The organism is Kitasatospora sp. NPDC032121 (assembly GCF_055580145.1).
Genome location: NZ_JBVILX010000002.1, coordinates 515707 through 533806, shown reverse-complemented (window position 1 = coordinate 533806; position 18100 = coordinate 515707). Strand labels below are relative to the sequence as shown.

Here is an 18100-nt window from a genome sequence, read left to right as displayed (position 1 = left end):
GTTTAAGTCCTTTAGTAAGACAATCCGGATGTCACCCGAACGTCCCGCTAGACTATTAAGGACGCATCAAGACCCTTGACAGGAGTCGCGGGCGTCACAGGGCGCGCCGGGAAGTCTGGTCGGCAACTGCACCACCCGTGCATCCGTTGCCGCTCCCAGTCCCAGGAGGTCCCGCGTGACCGATCAGCCGCCCGTCCACGAGCCGACGACCCGCCGCCGGCAGTTCCTCGGTCGGCTGTCACTACCCGAGCGCACCTTCATCACCGACGCCCTGCGCACCGAGACGGTCGGCGGCATGCTGCTGCTGGGCGCCGCCGTCGTCGCACTGATCTGGGCCAACGCCTGGCCTCAGGCCTACCAGAGCGTGCTCGACTACACCGTCGGCCCCTCCGCCCCGCTCCACCTCGACCTCTCCCTGGCCACCTGGGCCAAGGACGGCCTGCTGACGATCTTCTTCTTCGTCGCCGGGATCGAGCTCAAACGCGAGTTCGTCGCGGGTGAGCTGCGCACGCCCAGCGCCGCGCTGCTGCCCGTCATCGCCGCCGTCTGCGGGGTGGCGCTGCCCGCGATCCTCTACGTCCTGGTGAACTCCGGCAGCGGCGGGCATCCCGGTGGCTGGGCGATCCCGACCGCCACCGACATCGCCTTCGCACTCGGGGTACTGGCCGTGGTCGGCAGCCACCTGCCCTCCCCGCTGCGCGCCTTCCTGCTCACCCTGGCGGTGGTCGACGACCTGATCGCGATCCTGATCATCGCGATCTTCTACAGCCACGGCATCAAGTTCTGGGCGCTCGGCCTCGCCTTCGCCGGCCTGGTGCTGTTCTGGTTCCTGCACCGGCGCGGTGTCCACGGCTGGTACCTCTTCGTGCCGCTGGCCTTCGTGACCTGGGCGCTGATGCACGAGAGCGGCATCCACGCCACGGTGGCGGGCGTCGCGATGGGCCTGATGCTGCGCTGCCACCGGGAGGGCGACGAGCAGCACTCCCCCGGCGAGCACATCGAGCACCTGGTCCGCCCACTCTCGGCCGGCCTGGCCGTCCCGGTGTTCGCGCTGTTCTCGGCCGGGGTGGCCGTCTCCGGACCGAAGCTGCGCGAGGTGTTCACCCAGGCCGCCCCGCTCGGCATCGTGATCGGTCTGCTGGTCGGCAAGTCGATAGGCGTGCTCGGCGGCGCCTGGCTGACCGCCCGGTTCACCAGGGCCGAGCTGAACCCGCAGCTCAAGTGGGCCGACATGGTCGCGGTCTCGGTGCTCGCGGGCATAGGTTTCACCGTCTCGCTGCTGATCAGCGAGCTGGCCTTCCCGGACGACCCGGCGCTCGCCGCCCGGGCCAAGACGGCCGTGCTGGTCGGTTCGGTGCTCTCCGCGGTGGTCGCCACGGTGCTGCTGAAGCTGCGCAACCGGCACTACCGCGCACTGTGCGAGGAGGAGGACCGCGACGTGGACGGGGACGGCATCCCGGACATCTACCAGGAGGACGACCCGGCCTGGCGGGCGCGGGTCGGCGAGTTCGCCCACCGGGCCGGCGAGGAACACAGCCCTGGCCCCGACCTGAGCCCCGGTCCCGACCCGAGCCCCGACTCCGGCCACGCCTCCGACCCGCGCTCCGGCGCCGACCCGGGCTCCGCCTCCGACCCGCGCTCCGGCTCCGGTCACCGGGGCCGCCCCGGACAGCCCGACTGAGGCGCCCGCAGGCTCCCGGCGACGGCGCCCGGAAGCCTCCCGCCGCCGGGACACGTCCCTCCCGCGGGGCCCCGGAGTGGTGTCCGACTGACCGGTAGGGGCATGATTCTGAGCTGTCGACAACCCCAGACGCCTCCGGGACCCCCCACCGGCCCGGAACCGCTACCCGCGGCGGCGTCACGCCGCACAGCCGCAGAGGAGAACAGCTGATGCCCACAGGAGCCGCAGACCCGTCCAGCAACGGCCGGGTGCCCTACGAGGGCGAGCGTTCGGTGGGGCAGCTGTTCGCGGCGGCCACCGCCGACCTGTCCGCGCTGGTCCACGACGAGATCGCGCTCGCCAAGGCCGAGATCCGGGCGGACGTCAAGCGCGGCGTCTCCGGCGGCGTCTCGCTGATCGTCGCCGGCGTGGTGGCGCTGTTCTCCATCCCGATGCTGAGCGCCGCGGCGGCCTTCGGCATCCACGCGCTGGGCCTGTCGCTGGGCTGGTCGTTCCTGGTCGTGGCGGGCGCCTACCTGCTGCTCGCGGTGCTGCTCGGGATGCTGGCCTGGCGCTCGTTCAAGAAGATCGAGAAGCCGGTCCGCACCATCGAGGGCGCCCAGAAGACCGCCGACGTGCTGAAGAACGCCCGGCCGCGCCCGGCCACCCAGGAGGAGATCGACCGGGCCTTCGGCCGCATCCCGTAACCGGCCCGGCCCACCGACACACCGGGCCCAACGACGCACCGGTACAGCGCGCACCGGCACACCGGCACACCGGCGTACCGGCGTACCGACGGACCGGCACCTGCTGGACCGTCGGTACGCCGGCCTCGGCACTCCGGACGCCCCGGACACCCCGGACGCCCTGGGCCCGCCGAGGCGGCCGGGGCCCCAGCGGCCCCGACGGCCCCAGCGGCCCCGCATCAACGAGCACCGAAGGCACCGAACCCGCCGACAGCGAGTGCCGGGCACGTGTCGGGCCCGCGAATGTGACACGCTCTCGGTATGCCGCTTGACCAGAAGCCCGTGCCCGCGCAGCCGTCCGCCGACTCCGGCCCCGACTCCGACGCCGGACTCACCCCCGAGGGCTCCGTCGACCCCGACGAGCCCGGCGCCGCTCCCAAAGGCACCCCCGAGGGCACCGGCCTGGCTCCCGCGCGGGAGCCCGACCGGGAGCCCCGCGCGGCGGCATCCGCCGGGTCCCCGGCGAACGGCGACGAGGCCTGGAGTATCCGGCAGCCCGGCCCGTGGACGCACCGCGACCTCGCGGCCAACGGCGCCCGCTTCCACATCGCCGAGCTGGGCTCCGGCCCGCTGGTGCTGCTGGTGCACGGCTGGCCCGAGTACTGGTGGGCCTGGCGGCACCAGCTGACCGCGCTCGCCGAGGCCGGCTACCGCGCGGTGGCGCTCGACCTGCGCGGCATCGGCGGCAGCGACCGCACCCCGCGCGGGTACGACCCGGGCAACCTCGCCCTGGACATCACCGGGGTGATCCGCTCGCTCGGCGAGCGCCGGGCCCACCTGGTCGGGCACGCCTCCGGCGGCACCCTGGCCTGGGTGGCGGCGGTGATGCGACCGTCCGTCATCCAGAGCCTCACCGTGGTCTCCGCAGCGCACCCGAGGGACCTGCGCCGGGCGCTGCTGACCGACCGCCGGCAGTTCGCCGCCTTCGAGCACGTGCTGGGCTTCCAGCGGCCGTGGATACCCGAACGCCGTCTGGTGGCCGACGACGCCGAGCTGGTCGGCCACTACCTGACGTCCTGGACCGGCCCGAACGGTCTGGACGAGGCCGCGGTGCACGCGTACCGGCAGGCGATCCAGATTCCCAGCACCGCGCACTGCTCGATCGAGCCGTACCGCTGGCTGCTGCGCTCGATGGCCCGGCCGGACGGCATCCAGTTCGCCCGGCGGATGAAGAAGCCGATCACCGCGCCGACCCTGCACGTCCAGGGCGCGGCGGACCCGGTGCTGCTGTCGCACACCGCGCTCGGCGGCGGCGAGTACGTCGCGGCGCCGTACCGCTGGCGGCTGCTGCCGGGGGTCGGGCACTTCCCGCACGAGGAGGCGCCGGAGGAGTTCACCGCCGAGTTGCTGGACTGGGTCGGCCGCCACAAGGAGTGACCCGGCACGGAGCCGGACACGGGGCCGGCACGGAGCCCGACACGGGGCCGGCACGGGGCCGGCACGGGGCCGGACACGGCCGTACGTGCGGTCGGCCGGAAGGGTCCTTGGCCCCAACTCCCTTACTTTGTCGCTCATATGACAACCGCATAGGCCAATTTCGGCGAAGCCCGGGCGGTTACCTCCACCGGCCCAGGGGCATCCATTCCGGTATGAGTTGGATGCCCGAAAGCGGCGGCGCCCCGCGCGGCCGACGTCACAACAGCCCCCAGCGCTCCGCCCACCGTCCCGACCGGGCGGACGACCTCGGCTTCGACGGCCCCGACGGCCGTCAGCGCTCGGAGCGGCGGCAGCTCGGCATCCCCCGCATCCTCGGCCGGCGCGCCCGCTGGGTGGGCGCACGACTGCGGCGCGAGACCTGAGGCCTCGCGCCGCATCCGTCCACGGGCCGACCGCACGGGCCGAACGCACCCGGCCACATGCACCGGCCGAACGCACCAGCCACAAGCGCCGGGCCGCCCACACCGGGCCGCACGCACCGGCCGCCCACAGGCCGAGCGCCCCGCCCGGCACCCCGTTCAGTTGACGATCGTCGGCGACAGCGCGGTGAACCAGAGCAGGACGAAGGTCGCCACCGACATGATCGGCACCAGCACCTTGGTCTCGACGCTGTTGCCGCTGCGCTTGATCAGCACGATCTCGTAGCGTTCCTTGTGCGGCCAGAGCAGCGGTGCGCCCTTCTTGGTCAGGCAGTCGCCGAGCAGGTGCGCCAGCGTGCCCAGGGCCACCGCGTACGGCAGCCAGCCGGGCGAGTTGGGCATCCAGGTGTTCATCCCGAAGGTGCCGAGCGCGGCCAGGCCGATGACGGTGATCCACGCCTCCGGTCCGTCGCCCGGCGGGCAGAGCCGCAGGGCCCGGATCGCGAGCGCCAGCAGGAAGAAGGTCATCCCGAGGGTGAAGTTGCGGCCCAGGTAGGTGACCCCGGCCCAGGTGCCGCCGCCCATCAGCGCCACGAACAGCAGCGAGTGGGTGGCGTGCCGGTGGCCGCCGGAGATCCAGGCCACGAAGCGGCAGAGCACCTTGGAGACCGGCCCGAGGAAGTTGGCGATCGAGCCGTCGTGGTGGTCGAGGTCGGGCAGCAGGGCCGCGCCCGCGCACAGCACCGTACCCATCAGTATGTCCGCCGGCTGCAGCGTGGTGTGCAGCAGCAGCGGGGGCAGGAAGGGGGCCGAGGCGGCGTACAGCATCGCCCCGCTCACCGCGTGCGAATGACCCATCATCGGACTGTCGGTCCCTCCCGTCGGCCCACACCGGGACGGCGCCCGGTTGAGCCGAACGGGTGAGCGCGGCCGACGCTACCAGGGCCACCTGACGGAGCGACGGATATCGGACGGTCCGGCCCGGCGCGCCCGCCGGCCACTCCCGGATCCGGGCCCGAACCCTGCCCGGCCGCTCCCGGAGCCGGGCCCGCACCCTCCCCGGCCGTTCCCGGAGCCGGGCCCGCACCCTCCCGGCCGCTCCCGCACCCTCCCCGACCCCGTCCGGTCAGAGCGCGCAGCCCTGGGTGTCCACCCGGGCGGTCGCGGCGCCGCCCTGCTCGACGTCCTCGCGCACCTCGGACGCGGTCAGCACGTAGCCGGTGTCCGCGCTGTCCAGGGACTTGGCGAAGACCACGCCGTACACCTCGCCGTCCGGGGTGAGCAACGGGCCGCCGCTGTTGCCCTGCCGGACCACCGAGCGCACCGAGTAGACGTCGCGGACCACCTGCCCGCGGTGGTAGATGTCCGGGCCGTTGGCCTGGATCCGGCCGCGGATGCGGGCCGGCTGGACGTTGAAGGCGCCGTTCTCCGGGAAGCCCGCCACGATCGCGCTGTCATTGGTCTTCGCCTCGCCCGCGAAGGCCAGCGCGGGCGCGTTCAGCTTGGGCACGTCCAGGACGGCGATGTCGCGCTGCCAGTCGTAGCGGACCACCGTCGCGTCGTACAGCTGCCCGACGCCGCCGATCTGCACGGTCGGCTCGTTGACCCCGCCGACCACGTGGGCGTTGGTCATCACCCGGTGCGGGGCGAAGACGAAGCCGCTGCCCTCGAGGGTCTTGCCGCAGGAGGTCGCGGTGCCGACCACCTTGACCAGGCTCTGCCGGGCCCGTGCCACCGCCGGGCTGGCGGCCAGCGCGGGGTCGGGACTGTCGACCTGGGTGATCGGCTCGTGCTCGAACGGGTTGAAGACCTGCGGGAAGCCGTTGCGGGCGAGCACCTTGGAGAAGTCCGAGAACCAGTTCGGCGCGTCGTCGGGCAGCGCGTTCTGCACTCCGCCGAGGACCGCCGAGGAGCGGACCTGCCGGGAGACCGTCGGGAGGGACGCCCCGGCCAGCGCCGAGCCGATCAGCCAGGCCACCAGCAGCATCGAGACGACGTTCACCACCGCGCCGCCGCTCGCGTCCAGCACCCTGGCCGGGCGCCGCCCGATGTGCCCGCGCAGCTTCCAGCCGTAGTGCGCGGTGATCGCCTGGCCGATCGCGGCGAGGACGATCACCACCACGACCGCCACCACCGAGGCCGTGGTGCCGGGGCCGATGTGGTCGAGCACCAGCAGCGGCAGCAGCTCGACGGCGAGCAGGCCGCCGCCGAGGAAGCCGACCAGCGAGAGCACGCCGACCACGAAGCCCTGCCGGTAGCCCGACACGGCGAATGCCACGGCCGCGGCGATCAGCAGCACATCCAGGACGTTCACTCGGACACCCTCCCACGGTCCGCGCGCCGGACGCGCCGACGGCCGGTCACGAAGCGTCGGCTTCGCCGCCCGGCAGCATCCGGGAGTGTTCGAGGTCGCCCCGGACCAGCGCCAGCGCGTCGTCCGGGAGGTCGACGATCCGGGACGGGTCCCAGGGCAGCTCCAGGCCGCTGTGGTGCAGCACCCGGTCGATCACCCCGGCGGTGAAGCCCCAGACCAGCCGCCCGGCGACCGAGAAGGCCGGGCCGAGGTGCCCGGACGGCTGGCGCAGCCGCACCCGGTTCGTCGGGTCGGCCAGCTCCGTGATGGGGACCCGGAACACCGCGCCGGTCTCGGCCGTGTCCACCGGGCGCACCGGCGTCTCCTCGCGCCACCAGCCGAGCACCGGGGTCACCACGAAGCTGCTCACCGGGATGTACAGCCGGGGCAGCTCCGCGAACACCTGCACCCCCGCCGGGTCCAGGCCGGTCTCCTCCCAGGCCTCGCGCAGCGCCGCCGCGATCGGGCCCGGGCCGTTCGGATCGCCGTCCTCCGGGTCCAGCACACCGCCCGGGAAGGACGGCTGCCCGGCGTGCGAGCGCAGCGAACGGGCCCGCTCGATCAACAGCAGGTCCGGCCCCTGGGGCCCCTCGCCGAACAGCATCAGCACGGCCGCCGGACGGCCGCCCTCGGCCGGCGGCAGGAAGCGGCTCAGCTGCTCCGGCAGCACCCGCTCGGCCGCCACCCGGACCGGCTCCAGCCAGGCCGGCAGCCCGTCCGGCTCGATGCCCCGCGCGACTCCCCCGGCTTCCGGCCCGGGGTGCCCGCACCGCCCGCTCACGCGTCCACCGCCAGGTCCGCGACCCGTCCCTGGTGGACGGCGGCGTCCGCGCGGGCGGCCGCCTCACCGGGGAAGTCGGCCGGCGGCCGCAGCCGCTGCCCGGGCTGGCCGCCCATCTCGTACTTCAACAGTTTGCGTGCCTTCTCCGGGTCGGTCTCCCCCTCGCCGTACGAGGGGCAGAGCGGCGCGATCGGGCACGCGCCGCAGGCGGGCTTCTGGGAGTGGCAGATCCGGCGGCCGTGGAAGACCACCCGGTGCGAGAGCATCGTCCACTCCGACTTCGGGAAGATCTCGGCGACGGCCGCCTCGACCTTCACCGGGTCCTCCTCGGTGGTCCAGCCGAACCGTCGGGCCAGCCGCCCGAAGTGGGTGTCCACGGTGATGCCGGGAACACCGAAGGCGTTGCCGAGGACGACGTTGGCGGTCTTGCGGCCGACGCCCGGCAGGGTCACCAGGTCGGCCAGGCGGCCCGGGACCTCGCCGCCGAACTCGTCGCGCAGCGCTATCGAGAGGCCCAGCAGCGACTTCGCCTTGTTCCTGAAGAAGCCGGTCGGGCGGATGATCTCCTCCAGCTCCTCCGGGTTCGCCGCCGCCATGTCCTCCGGCGTCGGGTACTTCGCGAACAGCGCCGGCGTGGTCTGGTTCACCCGCAGGTCGGTGGTCTGCGCCGATAGCACGGTGGCCACCAGCAGCTGGAAGGGGTTCTCGAAGTCCAGCTCGGGATGCGCGTACGGGTACAGCTCCGCCAGTTCGCGGTTGATCCTCCGGGCCCGACGCACCATCGCCAGGTGCGATTCCGGCTTCCTCGGCTTCACCGCCGCCTTCTTCGCCACCGGCTTCTTCGCCGCGGCCTTCCGGACCTTGCTCTCTGCCATGCACGAAGGCTACGCCGACCGGCGGACCGCTCGTGGCCGATCAAGCACGGAAACCGGCCCTGGCAAGGCCTGTTGTCCGATGAACTCCGCCCGCGGCCGTCACCTGTGAGGGGGAGGGCGCGGAGGACCGGGGTCCTGCCGGCGGAGGGCCAGGGCGTGGTGCGCGGCGCGTTGACGGCCCTCCTCGCGTACGAGGAGGACGCGGAGCTCGTCGCCGTCCCGGAGGCCGGTCACACCGGACCGGTGCGCCGCGCCCGCCTGCGCGCCGCGTTCGCCGCCCGCGCGCTCGGTCTCCCCGGCAAGGACGCCCGGGCACCACCGGCGCCGGGGCGGCGCCGTTGACGCCTCGTCACCGCCTCGGCGGCTCAGCCCAGGGTGCGGCCGATCGTCCCCTCAAGGCTGTTCAGCAGCCCGCTGAGGGCCTCGGCGAGCCGGTCCTGCTCGGCGGGGGTGAGGCCGGCCAGCAGGGCGCGGTCGTAGGCGACGAGTTCCTGGATCAGTCCGTCCACCAGCGTCCGGCCCTGCTCGGTGAGCGCGAGGTGGGCGACCCTGCGGTCCCGGTCGTCGGTGCGGCGGCTGACCAGGCCGCGCTCCTCCAGCAGCCGCAGCCGCTTGGTGACGGCGGCGCCGGAGGCGAAGCTCTCCCGGGCCAGCTGGGTGGGGGTCAGCTCGCGGTCGAGGCGGAGCAGGGCGCCGAGGATGTCGAACTCGGCGCGGGTGAGGCCGGCCCGGGTGAGCGGGTCGGGGGTCTGTTGGAGCAGCGCGGCGCAGCGGTTGATCCGGCCGAGGACGGCGATCGGGCCGGTGTCCAGCCCCGGGTAGGCCCGCTCCCACTGGCGCAGCACACCTGCGACGACGTCCTCCACGCGTGCTGCTCCCGTTCTGCGGCCTGCCGATCGGCTTCGATCCTAGGCCGTGTCCGGCAGGGGCCCGGCCGGGTCGGGAAGGCGGCCGCGGCCGCGGCGTTCCAGCAGGGCGGCCAGCAGGTGGTGGGCCTGCTGCTCGGTGGCGGTGGCGCGCTGGTGCGGGAGGTCGGGGCGGCGCCACTCGCCGGCGGCGGTGTCGGTGGCCTCGCGCAGTTCCAGCAGGGCGGTGGCGAGGCCGGTACGGGCGGCGCGCGCCTCCGGGGCGCTCACGGCCTGGTCGGCGCGGACGGCGGCCAGCGCCCGCTGTCCGGCGGCCTCGGCTCCGGCCAGGGCGCGGGCCAGTCGGGCGGCGGTGCGGCGGTTGGTGACCAGCAGGCAGGCCGCGAGGCCGGTGAGCGCGCCGACGCAGGTGTCCAGCCAGCGGTCGGCGACCAGCGCCCCGGCCGGCTGGGGGCCCGCGAACTCCGTCATCAGCAGCGCCAGCGGGGTCACGAAGACCGTCGCCAGCCAGTAGCTGCGGGCGATCGTCGCCTCCGCGCCGAACTGGCAGACCAGCCCGAGCCCGATCAGCGCCGCCGGGCCCGAGTGCGCGAGGGGCAGCACGGCCGTGAACAGCAGCAGGCCGAGCAGGTTGCCCAGCACCCGCTGCAGGGCGCGCTGCCAGGACAGCGTGCTGTTGGCCTGGAACACCGAGGCCGCGGTGACCACCGCCCAGTACGGCCGGCCGACGCCGAGCGCCAGCGAGAGCCACCCGGCGGCGGCGCAGCCGACCGCGACGCGCAGCGCGATCGGCAGCAGCGCCGACCCGGGCCGCAGCGCCCGCCGGAGCGGTGGCCGGGTGCCGGGGCGGCGGGCGGCCGGCTCGACGGCCTCCGCCTCGGTGAGGTCCGGCGATGGCAGCGGGCGGCCGCGCCGCAGGTCGCGGGCCCAGCCGAGGTACCGCGCGGCGTCCTCGGGCCGGGCCGGTCCGGCCAGTGCGGCCTCCGCGCGCACCAGCAGCCGCTCGGGCGCGTCGCCGAGGGCGCGCCGCCGGGCCGGGGCGGAGAGCGCGAGGCTCTGCCAGGCCGCCTCGACCGCGCCGACCAGGGCGGTACGGGCGGCCCCGTCCGGCGCGCCGGGCCCGGTCCGCAGCAGCCGGGCGGCGGCCTCCAGCGCGCGGGCGGTGGCGATCCGCTCCGGCCCGTACGGGCGCACCAGGGCCGGGGCCATGCAGACCAGCCAGGCCAGGGTGGCGCCGAGCACGGTGAGTGCCAGGTGCGGCGGGACCTCGACGAGCCGCTGCGGGACGAAGGCGCAGCTGGCGGAGGTGAAGGTGATGATCAGGCTGCCGGGCGGGCCGACCCTGGCGGCGTCGCAGAGCAGTTTGTGCAGGGCGGCGAGCGCCGCCGCCACCGCGACCAGGACGGCGGCGTCCCGGGTCAGCGCGGCGGCGGTGAGGGCGGCGCCGGTGCTGAGCACGGTGCCGAGCAGCACGCCGGCCAGTGTCCGGGCCCGGGCCCGGTAGGGCAGGCCGTGCCCGTACAGCGCGCCCAGGCCGCCGGCCGCGGTGTAGAGGGCGAGGTCGAGCCGCCCGAGGCCGAGCAGGGTGAGGTTGAGCGCGCCCAGGGTGACCACGGCGCTGAGCGCGGGCTTGTGCCAGCCGTCTCCGGCCGGACCGACCCGAACTGCCTGACGGAACTGGGCGGTTGTGACCATACGAAAAGATTAGCAGGTAATTTACCTGTAAAACATATCCTCTCGGACTCCCCGCGCGCACCAGGCCCCGGACAGTAGATTGCCGCCGGACCGATGAGTTGCGCGGCGAACCCCGGTCCATCCCCCTGACCGACTCGCACGACCGAAGGAACACCCGATGAGCACCGTGGTCTCCACCGACGGCACCGTCCTCGCCTGCTCCGTGACCGGCTCCGGCCCGGCCGTCGTCCTGGTCGACGGCGCGCTGTGCCACCGCGGCGTGGGGCCGAGCGCCGCGATCGCCGAGCAGCTGGCGGCGCACCACACCGTGTGGACCTACGACCGGCGCGGGCGCGGCGACAGCGGGGACAACGGGCCCTTCGCGGTGGAACGCGAGATCGAGGACCTGGCCGCCGTCATCACGGCGGCGGGCGGCTCGGCCCGCGTCTTCGCCCACTCCGCCGGCGCCGCGCTCGCCCTGCGGGCCGCCGCCGCGGACATCGGCATCACCCGGCTCGCCGTCTACGAGCCGCCGTTCAGCACCGAGGAGGCGCAGAGCGAGCGCTTCCGCGAGTACGTGGCCGAGCTGACGGCGGCGCTCGCCGAGGGGCGCCGCGGGGACGCCGTCGCGGCCCTCATGGCCTACGCCGGGGCGCCGGCGGAGGCGGTGGAGGGGATGCGCGGCGCGCCCGGGTGGTCGCTGTTCGAGGCGGTCGCACCGACCCTGGCCTACGACGCGGCGGCACTCGGCGACCGGACCGACTCGGCCGTCCCGGTCGACCTGCTGGCCACCGTCGCCGTGCCGACCCTGTCCCTGGACGGCGGCGACAGCCCGGAGATGCTGCGGGCCCCGGCCCGCGCGGTGGCGGCGGCCGTGCCCGGCGCCGAACACCGGACGCTGGACGGCCAGACCCACGAGGTGGTGGCCGAGGTGCTGGCGCCGGAACTGGTGGCGTTCTACGCCTGACCCACGGCCGGTGCCGCAGGGCGGCCGCCCGTTCGGTCAAATCGTACAGAGATTCGATCAAAGGCTCCCGGCACCGGCTCCGCCCGGTAACCGGCCGGTACGAATGGCCCCGCACGGCACACCTCGGCACACCCCCTCCTCATATGATCGGAGCGACATGCGCCATGCTTGGTGACGCAGAACACTGAACGGAACTTGCGCCGGACGGCCCACCCGCCGTACGGCCGAGAAGGAGGAAGCACGTGGACGACGTTCTGCGGCGCGCCGCACTCTTCGCGGCACTCGACGACGAACAGGCCGGCGAGCTGCGCGCTTCCATGACCGAGGTCACCCTCGCCCGTGGGGAGTCGCTGTTCCACGAGGGCGACCCGGGCGACCGGCTGTACGTCGTGGCGGAGGGCAAGGTCAAGCTGCACCGCGCCTCGCCGGACGGCCGCGAGAACATGCTGGCCGTGCTCGGCCCCAGCGAGATGATCGGCGAACTGTCGCTGTTCGACCCGGGCCCGCGCACCGCGACGGCCAGCGCGCTGACCGAGGTCAAGCTGCTGGGCCTCGGCCACGGCGACCTCCAGCCCTGGCTGCACGCCCGCCCCGAGGTCTCCATCGCGCTGCTGCGGGCCATCGCCCGCCGACTGCGCCGCACCAACGACGTGATGTCCGATCTGGTCTTCTCCGACGTGCCCGGCCGCGTCGCCAAGGCCCTGCTGGACCTCTCCCGCCGGTTCGGCGTGCAGTCCGAGGAGGGCATCCACGTCGCCCACGACCTCACCCAGGAGGAGCTGGCCCAGCTGGTCGGCGCCTCCCGCGAGACGGTCAACAAGGCGCTCGCCGACTTCGCCGGCCGCGGCTGGCTGAAGCTGGAGGCCCGCGCGGTGGTCCTGCTGGACGTCGAGCGGCTGTCGCGCCGCTCGCGCTGACGCCCGCGAACGCGGAAGGGCCCGTCCGATCGGACGGGCCCTTCCGCGTTCGCGGTCAGTCGAGCTCGGGGATCAGCCCGTGCTCCTCCAGGTAGTCCAGCTGGGCCCGCACCGACAGCTCGGCGGCCGGCCAGAGTGCCCGGTCCACGTCGGCGTAGACCCTGGCCACCACCTCGGGCGCGGTCCGGCAGCCCGTCTCGACCGCCGTCTCCACCTGGGCGAGCCGGGCCGCCCGGTGGGCCAGGTAGTAGTCGACGGCGCCGAGCGCGTCCGCGAGCACCGGGCCGTGGCCAGGCAGCACGGTCCGCACGCCGTGGTGCGAGGCCATGGTGTGCAGCCGGCGCAGCGAGTCCAGGTAGTCGCCGAGCCGGCCGTCGGGGTGCGCGACCATCGTGGTGCCGCGGCCGAGCACGGTGTCGCCGGTGAGCACCGCGCCGTCGTCCGGCAGGTGGAAGGTCAGCGAGTCCGAGGTGTGCCCCGGGGTGGCCACCACCCGCAGGTCCAGGCCGCCGACGTCCAGACGCTGGCCGCCCACCAGGCCCTCCGAGCCCAGCCGGTGCACCGGGTCCAGGGCCCGCACCTCGGTGCCGGTCAGCTCGGCGAAGCGGGCCGCGCCCTCGGAGTGGTCGGGGTGGCCGTGGGTGAGCAGAGTCAGCGCGACCCGCTTGCCCCGCTCCTCCGCGAGGTCGATCACCCGGCGCAGGTGGCCCTCGTGCAACGGGCCCGGGTCGATCACCACCGCGAGGTCCGAGCCGGGCTCGGAGAGCAGCCAGGTGTTGGTGCCGTCCAGCGTCATCGGCGACGGGTTCGGTGCCAGCACGCACAGCGCCCGAGGGGTCGCCTCGCCGCCGACGACGGCGGCGGGGTCGCCCGGCAGGATTCCGCTCACCGGCCGCCTCCGCCGTCTCGGTGCAGGGCCCGCAGCGGCAGCACCCGGGTGAGGGCGCGCTGCGCCACCTCGGCGAACGGGACCTGGCTGTCACAGGCGGGGGTACGGGGAGTCAGGCGGCGGGCGGGCATCTCTGGCGCCGTCCGGCGAGCCACGTCGTTGTGGGTCATCGGGCGTCGGTCCTTTCTCTGCGTCGGTACGGGTCGGTCACGTCGTGCGGGAACACGGGCCCGCGCGGTCGTACGGGCCTCGCGGGGTCGTGCTGCCTCGCGGGGTTCGTGCGGCCTCGCGACCCCGACGGGCCCCACGGGTCCTGCGGGTCCCACGGGTCCTGCGGGTCGTACGGATGGTCCCCGTGGGTGGAACGGTCAGGAGCCCTCCGGGAACTCCCCGTCGATGGTCAACTCCTCATGACCGGGCCAGCGGACCGTCAGCCGGTCGCCGCGGACCTCGGCCCGGCCCAGGACCGGCGCCAGCCGGCGGTCGGCCGCCGCGGCCAGCGCCTCGGCCGCGGTCCGCACCGAGGACAGCTCGCGCAGCACCGTCACGGTCGGCGGCAGCATGCCGAACCGGCCCTCCCGGTAGCCCCGCACCGCCTCGGCCGGGGTCAGCCAGGCGACCCGGTCGGCCTCGCCGACCTCCAGGGCCGCGCGCTGGCCGGCCGGCAGCGCGGCGACGAAGAACCAGGTGTCGTAACGCCGTTCCTCGAACTCCGGGGTGATCCAGCGGGCCCAGCCGCCCAGCAGGTCGCTGCGCAGCACCAGGCCGTGGTCGCGGAGGAACTCGGCGAAGGACAGCTCGTGCGCCTCCAGCGCGGCCCGTTCGGCGGACCAGTCGCGCGGTGCGGCGATGCTGTCGGAGTCGGGGCCGGCCAGCAGCACGCCGGCCTCCTCGAAGGTCTCGCGGACCGCCGCGCAGACCACCGCCCGCGCCGTCCGGGCGTCCAGCCCGAGCCGCCGGGCCCACTCCTCGGGAGCCGGTCCGGCCCAGCCCGGCTCGACCTCGGCGTCCCGCGGGTCCACCCCGCCGCCCGGGTAGGCGTACATCCCGGCCGCGAAGGCCATCGAGGTGCGCCTGCGCAGCAGGTAGGCCTCGGGCCCGTCGGCGGCGTCGCGCAGCAGCACGACCGTCGCGGCGGCCTTGGGCACCGGCGGGGTCACCGCGCCGGATTCGACCGCCCGGATCCGGGCGGGCCAGCCGGGCGGCATCGGGAGCGTCGTCGCTCGATGGTCCATGCCCGGATGCTAGGGCGTGTCCGACGATTCCCGCCAGGCTCACCGGTCGATCGGACACCCTCCGGCCACACGGAGGCGGGGCCGGAAGGTGTCCGGCCCCGCCTCCGCGATCAGGCTCAGGCGGCCTTGACGCGCACCACGAGCTCGACCTCGACCGGGGCGTCCAGCGGCAGCACAGCGACGCCGACGGCGCTGCGGGCGTGCACGCCGGCGTCGCCCAGCACCTGGCCGAGCAGCTCGCTGGCACCGTTGACGACGGCCGGGACGGCGATGAAGTCGGGGGCGGCGGCGACGAAGCCGACGACCTTGACGACCCGCTCGATCCGGTCGAGGTCGCCGATCACCGACTTCACGGCGGCCAGGGCGTTCAGCGCGCAGATCTGCGCGAGCTCCTTGGCCTCCTCCGGGGAGACCTCGGCGCCGACCTTGCCCGTGGTCGGCAGCTTGCCGCCGACGACCGGGAGCTGGCCGGAGGTGAACACGAACTCGCCGGACTCCACGGCCGGCACGTAGGCGGCGACCGGGGCGGCCACCGGAGGCAGGGTCAGGCCCAGCTCGGCGAGCTTCTCCTCGACCTTGCTCATGCGTTCTTCTCCCGCTTGAAGTAGGCCACCAGCTGCTCCGGGTTCGGGCCGGGCACGACCTGGACGAGCTCCCAGCCGTCCTCGCCGAAGTTGTCCAGGATCTGCTTGGTGGCGTGCACCAGCAGGGGCGCCGTCATGTATTCCCACTTGGTCATGGCCAGACTCTAGACGAGCCGTCGCGGCGAACCGCGCCGCCCGCCCCCGGGCGTGTGAGGTGGGGCACAAAGAGGGCATGATCGGGCCTGACGGCCCAGGTGCTCCGGGCATCCGGTGCGCTCCCTGGTTACCCTCGCGAGAGGGCACCCTGGTGAGGGGCACCCTCGTCAGGAGGGGACGCCCGTAGGACGGAGACGGACGGAGACGGAGCGTGGCACGCACCCCCGACCAGGCGGCCCGGCGCGACCCCGACTGGGAGGGCGTCCGGCTGCACGTGGTCAGCGGCAAGGGCGGCACCGGGAAGACCACGCTGGCCGCGGCGCTGGCCCTGGCGCTCGCCGCGGACGGCGGACGGGTGCTGCTGATCGAGGTCGAGGGCCGGCAGGGCGTCGCCGAGCTGTTCGGGATCGCCGCACTCCCGTACGAGGAGCGCCGGATCGCCTCGGTCTCCCGCCCCCAACTGGGGCTCCCGGCCGGGGAGGGCGGGCCCGGCGAGGTCTTCGCGCTGGCGATCGACACCGAGCTGGCGCTGCTGGAGTACCTGGAGATGTTCTACAAGCTCGGCCGGGCCGGGAAGGCGCTCCAGAAGGTCGGCTTCGTCGACTTCGCCACCACCATCGCGCCCGGCGTGCGGGACGTCCTGCTCACCGGCAAGGCCTGCGAGGCGACCAGGCGCAAGGACCAGGACGGCCGGCGGCGCTACGACGCGGTGGTGATGGACGCCCCGCCGACCGGGCGGCTGACCCGGTTCCTGAACGTCAACTCCGAGGTCGCCGGGCTGGCCCGGATCGGCCCGATACACACCCAGGCGCAGGCCGTGATGCGGGTGCTGAAGTCGCCGGAGACCGCGGTGCACCTGGTCACCCTGCTGGAGGAGATGCCGGTGCAGGAGACGGTCGACGGCATCGCGGAGCTGCGCGAGGCGAAGCTCCCGGTGGGCGGGGTGATGGTCAACATGGTCCGGCCCCCGGTGCTGGACGCGGCGGCGGTGGCCGCGGTGGACGGGGACCACCGCGAGGAGGTCGCCCTGGCGCTCGGGGAGGCCGGGCTCGGCGGCCGCACGCGCACCGCGGAGAAGGTCAGGGCGGCGGTGGAGCCGCTGCTCGACCCGCTGCTGGACCAGGCCAGGGAGCACGCCGAGCGGGTCGAGCTGGAACGCGCGCAGCGCGCCGACATCCAGCAGCTGCGGCTCCCCACGTACGAACTTCCGCTGCTGGGCGAGGGCGTGGACCTCGGCGGGCTGTACCGGCTGGCGGGCGAACTGAAGCGGCAGGGGGCGGCATGACCTCGAACAGCGGGGTGCGGAGCACCGGGCGGCGGCTCGCGGTGGACGAGCTGATCGACAACCCGAAGACCAGGATCATCGTCTGCTGCGGCTCCGGCGGCGTCGGCAAGACCACCACCGCCGCGGCGCTCGGTCTGCGGGCCGCCGAACGCGGCCGCAAGGTCGTGGTGCTGACCATCGACCCGGCCCGCCGGCTCGCCCAGTCGATGGGCCTCACCGAGCTCGACAACACCCCCAGGGTGGTCAAGGGCGTCAGCGGTGAGGGCGAACTCCAGGCCATGATGCTGGACATGAAGCGGACCTTCGACGAGGTCGTGCTGGCCCACGCCGAGCCCGAACGGGCCCGGGCGATCATGGAGAACCCCTTCTACCAGTCCCTGTCGGCCGGCTTCGCGGGCACGCAGGAGTACATGGCGATGGAGAAGCTCGGGCAGCTGCGCGCCGCCGAGGAGTGGGACCTGATCGTCGTGGACACCCCGCCGTCCCGCTCGGCGCTGGACTTCCTGGACGCGCCCAACCGGCTCGGGTCCTTCCTGGACGGCCGGGTGATCCGGATCCTGACCGCCCCGGCCAAGGTCGGCGGGCGCAGCGCGATGCGCTTCCTGAACGCCGGGATGGGTCTGCTCACCGGCACCCTCGGCAAGATCTTCGGCGCCCAACTGCTCACCGACGTGCAGACCTTCGTCAGCGCGATGGACTCGATGTTCGGCGGCTTCCGGGAGCGCGCGGACCGCACGTACCAGCTGCTCAAGGCGCCGGGCACGGCGTTCCTGGTGGTGGCCGCGCCGGAGCGGGACGCGCTGCGCGAGGCGGCGTACTTCGTGGACCGGCTGGCCGCGGACCGGATGCCGCTGGCCGGGCTGGTGCTCAACCGGGTGCACGGCACCGGGGCACCGCAGCTCACGGCGGAACGGGCGCTGGCGGCCGCCGAGACGCTGGAGGAGAACGGCTCGGAGCACGCCTCGCCGGAGGCCGAGCTGCTCGCGGCCGGGCTGCTGCGGCTGCACGCCGAGCGGATGCAGATCATGGGGCGCGAACGCCGCACCCGCGACCGCTTCGTCTCGGTGTACCCGGACGTGCCGATCGTGGAGGTGCCGGCGCTGCCGGGGGACGTGCACGACCTGGACGGCCTGCGGGCCATCGGGGAGCGGCTCAACGGCGCCGAGTAGCCGACGGTGTGGCGTGGCCTCTCGCCGGAGCCACGATCCCGCCGGAGCCACGGTCTCGCCGGAGGTGCGATCTGGCCGGAGCCACGGCCCGGTTGACGGCTCGGGGGTGACCGCCGGCGCGCGGTGGCCCGCGCCCGAGGGCCGACC

At 74.4% G+C, this 18100-nt stretch carries 20 protein-coding genes; 9 read left to right on the top strand and 11 right to left on the bottom strand.

Going from position 1 to position 18100, the window contains the following annotated elements; genetic code table 11:
- Positions 1–175 precede the first annotated feature (175 nt).
- The 4 genes from nhaA to ACZ5OX_RS08280 all read left to right on the top strand — a co-directional run bounded on the left by nhaA (position 176) and on the right by ACZ5OX_RS08280 (position 4205).
- The gene (nhaA, locus tag ACZ5OX_RS08295) at positions 176–1681 is read left to right on the top strand and encodes a Na+/H+ antiporter NhaA (RefSeq protein ID WP_465629230.1); all 1506 of its coding nucleotides are present in this window, start codon (positions 176–178) and stop codon (positions 1679–1681) included.
- 209 nt (positions 1682–1890) lie between these two features.
- On the top strand, positions 1891–2367 hold the full coding sequence (locus ACZ5OX_RS08290; protein ID WP_402409487.1) for a phage holin family protein: 477 nt from the start codon (positions 1891–1893) through the stop codon (positions 2365–2367).
- Positions 2368–2667: 300 nt separating this feature from the next.
- Positions 2668–3783: an alpha/beta fold hydrolase gene (locus ACZ5OX_RS08285; RefSeq protein WP_465629229.1), complete on the top strand. Its 1116-nt coding sequence runs from the start codon at positions 2668–2670 to the stop codon at positions 3781–3783.
- 212 nt (positions 3784–3995) lie between these two features.
- Entirely contained in the window at positions 3996–4205 is a 210-nt protein-coding gene (locus tag ACZ5OX_RS08280; RefSeq protein WP_392868227.1) for a hypothetical protein, read from the top strand.
- Positions 4206–4361: 156 nt separating this feature from the next.
- Here the strand turns inward: ACZ5OX_RS08280 and ACZ5OX_RS08275 are convergent, their stop codons facing one another.
- The 4 genes from ACZ5OX_RS08275 to nth form a co-directional block, all read right to left on the bottom strand.
- Entirely contained in the window at positions 4362–5063 is a 702-nt protein-coding gene (locus tag ACZ5OX_RS08275; RefSeq protein WP_465629228.1) for a metal-dependent hydrolase, read from the bottom strand.
- Positions 5064–5328: 265 nt separating this feature from the next.
- On the bottom strand, positions 5329–6516 hold the full coding sequence (locus ACZ5OX_RS08270) for a MarP family serine protease (RefSeq protein ID WP_392914276.1): 1188 nt from the start codon (positions 6514–6516) through the stop codon (positions 5329–5331).
- 46 nt (positions 6517–6562) lie between these two features.
- The gene (locus ACZ5OX_RS08265) at positions 6563–7336 is read right to left on the bottom strand and encodes an NUDIX hydrolase (protein ID WP_465629227.1); all 774 of its coding nucleotides are present in this window, start codon (positions 7334–7336) and stop codon (positions 6563–6565) included.
- Complete coding sequence (gene nth, locus ACZ5OX_RS08260; RefSeq protein WP_392868237.1) at positions 7333–8211, bottom strand: endonuclease III; 879 nt, start codon at positions 8209–8211, stop codon at positions 7333–7335. Before nth ends, ACZ5OX_RS08265 begins: the two co-directional genes overlap by 4 nt.
- 171 nt (positions 8212–8382) lie before the next feature.
- Between nth and ACZ5OX_RS08255 the strand changes: the two genes are divergently transcribed.
- A complete protein-coding gene (locus ACZ5OX_RS08255) occupies positions 8383–8553 on the top strand; it encodes a hypothetical protein (protein ID WP_465629226.1) in 171 nt (56 codons plus the stop codon).
- Positions 8554–8576: 23 nt separating this feature from the next.
- On the opposite strand, the gene ACZ5OX_RS08250 is transcribed toward ACZ5OX_RS08255, so the two are convergent.
- Complete coding sequence (locus tag ACZ5OX_RS08250; RefSeq protein WP_392914273.1) at positions 8577–9077, bottom strand: MarR family winged helix-turn-helix transcriptional regulator; 501 nt, start codon at positions 9075–9077, stop codon at positions 8577–8579.
- Between the two features lie 42 nt (positions 9078–9119).
- The gene (locus ACZ5OX_RS08245; RefSeq protein ID WP_465629225.1) at positions 9120–10772 is read right to left on the bottom strand and encodes an FUSC family protein; all 1653 of its coding nucleotides are present in this window, start codon (positions 10770–10772) and stop codon (positions 9120–9122) included.
- 157 nt (positions 10773–10929) lie between these two features.
- On the opposite strand from ACZ5OX_RS08245, the gene ACZ5OX_RS08240 reads away from it, so the two are divergent.
- Entirely contained in the window at positions 10930–11718 is a 789-nt protein-coding gene (locus ACZ5OX_RS08240; protein ID WP_465629224.1) for an alpha/beta fold hydrolase, read from the top strand.
- A gap of 242 nt (positions 11719–11960) precedes the next feature.
- Positions 11961–12635, top strand: coding sequence for a Crp/Fnr family transcriptional regulator (locus tag ACZ5OX_RS08235; RefSeq protein WP_030288117.1), 675 nt, complete (start codon positions 11961–11963; stop codon positions 12633–12635).
- A gap of 55 nt (positions 12636–12690) precedes the next feature.
- On the opposite strand, the gene ACZ5OX_RS08230 is transcribed toward ACZ5OX_RS08235, so the two are convergent.
- From ACZ5OX_RS08230 to ACZ5OX_RS08210, 5 genes are all read right to left on the bottom strand, one after another.
- On the bottom strand, positions 12691–13524 hold the full coding sequence (locus ACZ5OX_RS08230) for an MBL fold metallo-hydrolase (RefSeq protein ID WP_465629223.1): 834 nt from the start codon (positions 13522–13524) through the stop codon (positions 12691–12693).
- Positions 13521–13694 carry a hypothetical protein gene (locus ACZ5OX_RS08225; protein ID WP_449788456.1) on the bottom strand — a complete coding sequence of 58 codons (174 nt, stop codon included), beginning with the start codon at positions 13692–13694 and terminating at the stop codon, positions 13521–13523. The genes ACZ5OX_RS08230 and ACZ5OX_RS08225 overlap by 4 nt, the downstream gene beginning before the upstream one ends.
- Positions 13695–13892: 198 nt before the next feature.
- The gene (locus ACZ5OX_RS08220; protein WP_449808644.1) at positions 13893–14759 is read right to left on the bottom strand and encodes an NUDIX hydrolase; all 867 of its coding nucleotides are present in this window, start codon (positions 14757–14759) and stop codon (positions 13893–13895) included.
- A gap of 116 nt (positions 14760–14875) precedes the next feature.
- Positions 14876–15343 (bottom strand): RidA family protein, encoded by a 468-nt coding sequence (locus tag ACZ5OX_RS08215; protein WP_465629222.1) that lies wholly within the window; start codon positions 15341–15343, stop codon positions 14876–14878.
- Positions 15340–15498 (bottom strand): DUF4177 domain-containing protein, encoded by a 159-nt coding sequence (locus ACZ5OX_RS08210; RefSeq protein WP_094743074.1) that lies wholly within the window; start codon positions 15496–15498, stop codon positions 15340–15342. Before ACZ5OX_RS08210 ends, ACZ5OX_RS08215 begins: the two co-directional genes overlap by 4 nt.
- Positions 15499–15710: 212 nt before the next feature.
- On the opposite strand from ACZ5OX_RS08210, the gene bagA reads away from it, so the two are divergent.
- Together bagA and bagB are read left to right on the top strand one after the other, a co-directional pair.
- Complete coding sequence (gene bagA, locus ACZ5OX_RS08205; protein WP_449788459.1) at positions 15711–16784, top strand: ATPase BagA; 1074 nt, start codon at positions 15711–15713, stop codon at positions 16782–16784.
- Positions 16781–17953, top strand: a complete 1173-nt coding sequence (gene bagB / locus ACZ5OX_RS08200) for an ATPase BagB (protein ID WP_465629221.1) — start codon at positions 16781–16783, stop codon at positions 17951–17953. The genes bagA and bagB overlap by 4 nt, the downstream gene beginning before the upstream one ends.
- Positions 17954–18100 lie beyond the last annotated feature (147 nt).

What these genes read in the sequence shown, in the direction of transcription:
- ACZ5OX_RS08280 (WP_392868227.1), top strand. Translation starts at nt 3,996, where the DNA reads ATGAGTTGGATGCCCGAAAGCGGCGGCGCCCCGCGCGGCCGACGTCAC.
- ACZ5OX_RS08240 (WP_465629224.1), top strand. Translation starts at nt 10,930, where the DNA reads ATGAGCACCGTGGTCTCCACCGACGGCACCGTCCTCGCCTGCTCCGTG.
- ACZ5OX_RS08215 (WP_465629222.1), bottom strand. Translation starts at nt 15,343, where the DNA reads ATGAGCAAGGTCGAGGAGAAGCTCGCCGAGCTGGGCCTGACCCTGCCT.
- ACZ5OX_RS08225 (WP_449788456.1), bottom strand. Translation starts at nt 13,694, where the DNA reads ATGACCCACAACGACGTGGCTCGCCGGACGGCGCCAGAGATGCCCGCC.
- ACZ5OX_RS08290 (WP_402409487.1), top strand. Translation starts at nt 1,891, where the DNA reads ATGCCCACAGGAGCCGCAGACCCGTCCAGCAACGGCCGGGTGCCCTAC.
- ACZ5OX_RS08210 (WP_094743074.1), bottom strand. Translation starts at nt 15,498, where the DNA reads ATGACCAAGTGGGAATACATGACGGCGCCCCTGCTGGTGCACGCCACC.
- nth (WP_392868237.1), bottom strand. Translation starts at nt 8,211, where the DNA reads ATGGCAGAGAGCAAGGTCCGGAAGGCCGCGGCGAAGAAGCCGGTGGCG.
- ACZ5OX_RS08245 (WP_465629225.1), bottom strand. Translation starts at nt 10,772, where the DNA reads ATGGTCACAACCGCCCAGTTCCGTCAGGCAGTTCGGGTCGGTCCGGCC.
- ACZ5OX_RS08275 (WP_465629228.1), bottom strand. Translation starts at nt 5,063, where the DNA reads ATGATGGGTCATTCGCACGCGGTGAGCGGGGCGATGCTGTACGCCGCC.
- ACZ5OX_RS08285 (WP_465629229.1), top strand. Translation starts at nt 2,668, where the DNA reads ATGCCGCTTGACCAGAAGCCCGTGCCCGCGCAGCCGTCCGCCGACTCC.
- bagB (WP_465629221.1), top strand. Translation starts at nt 16,781, where the DNA reads ATGACCTCGAACAGCGGGGTGCGGAGCACCGGGCGGCGGCTCGCGGTG.
- ACZ5OX_RS08220 (WP_449808644.1), bottom strand. Translation starts at nt 14,759, where the DNA reads ATGGACCATCGAGCGACGACGCTCCCGATGCCGCCCGGCTGGCCCGCC.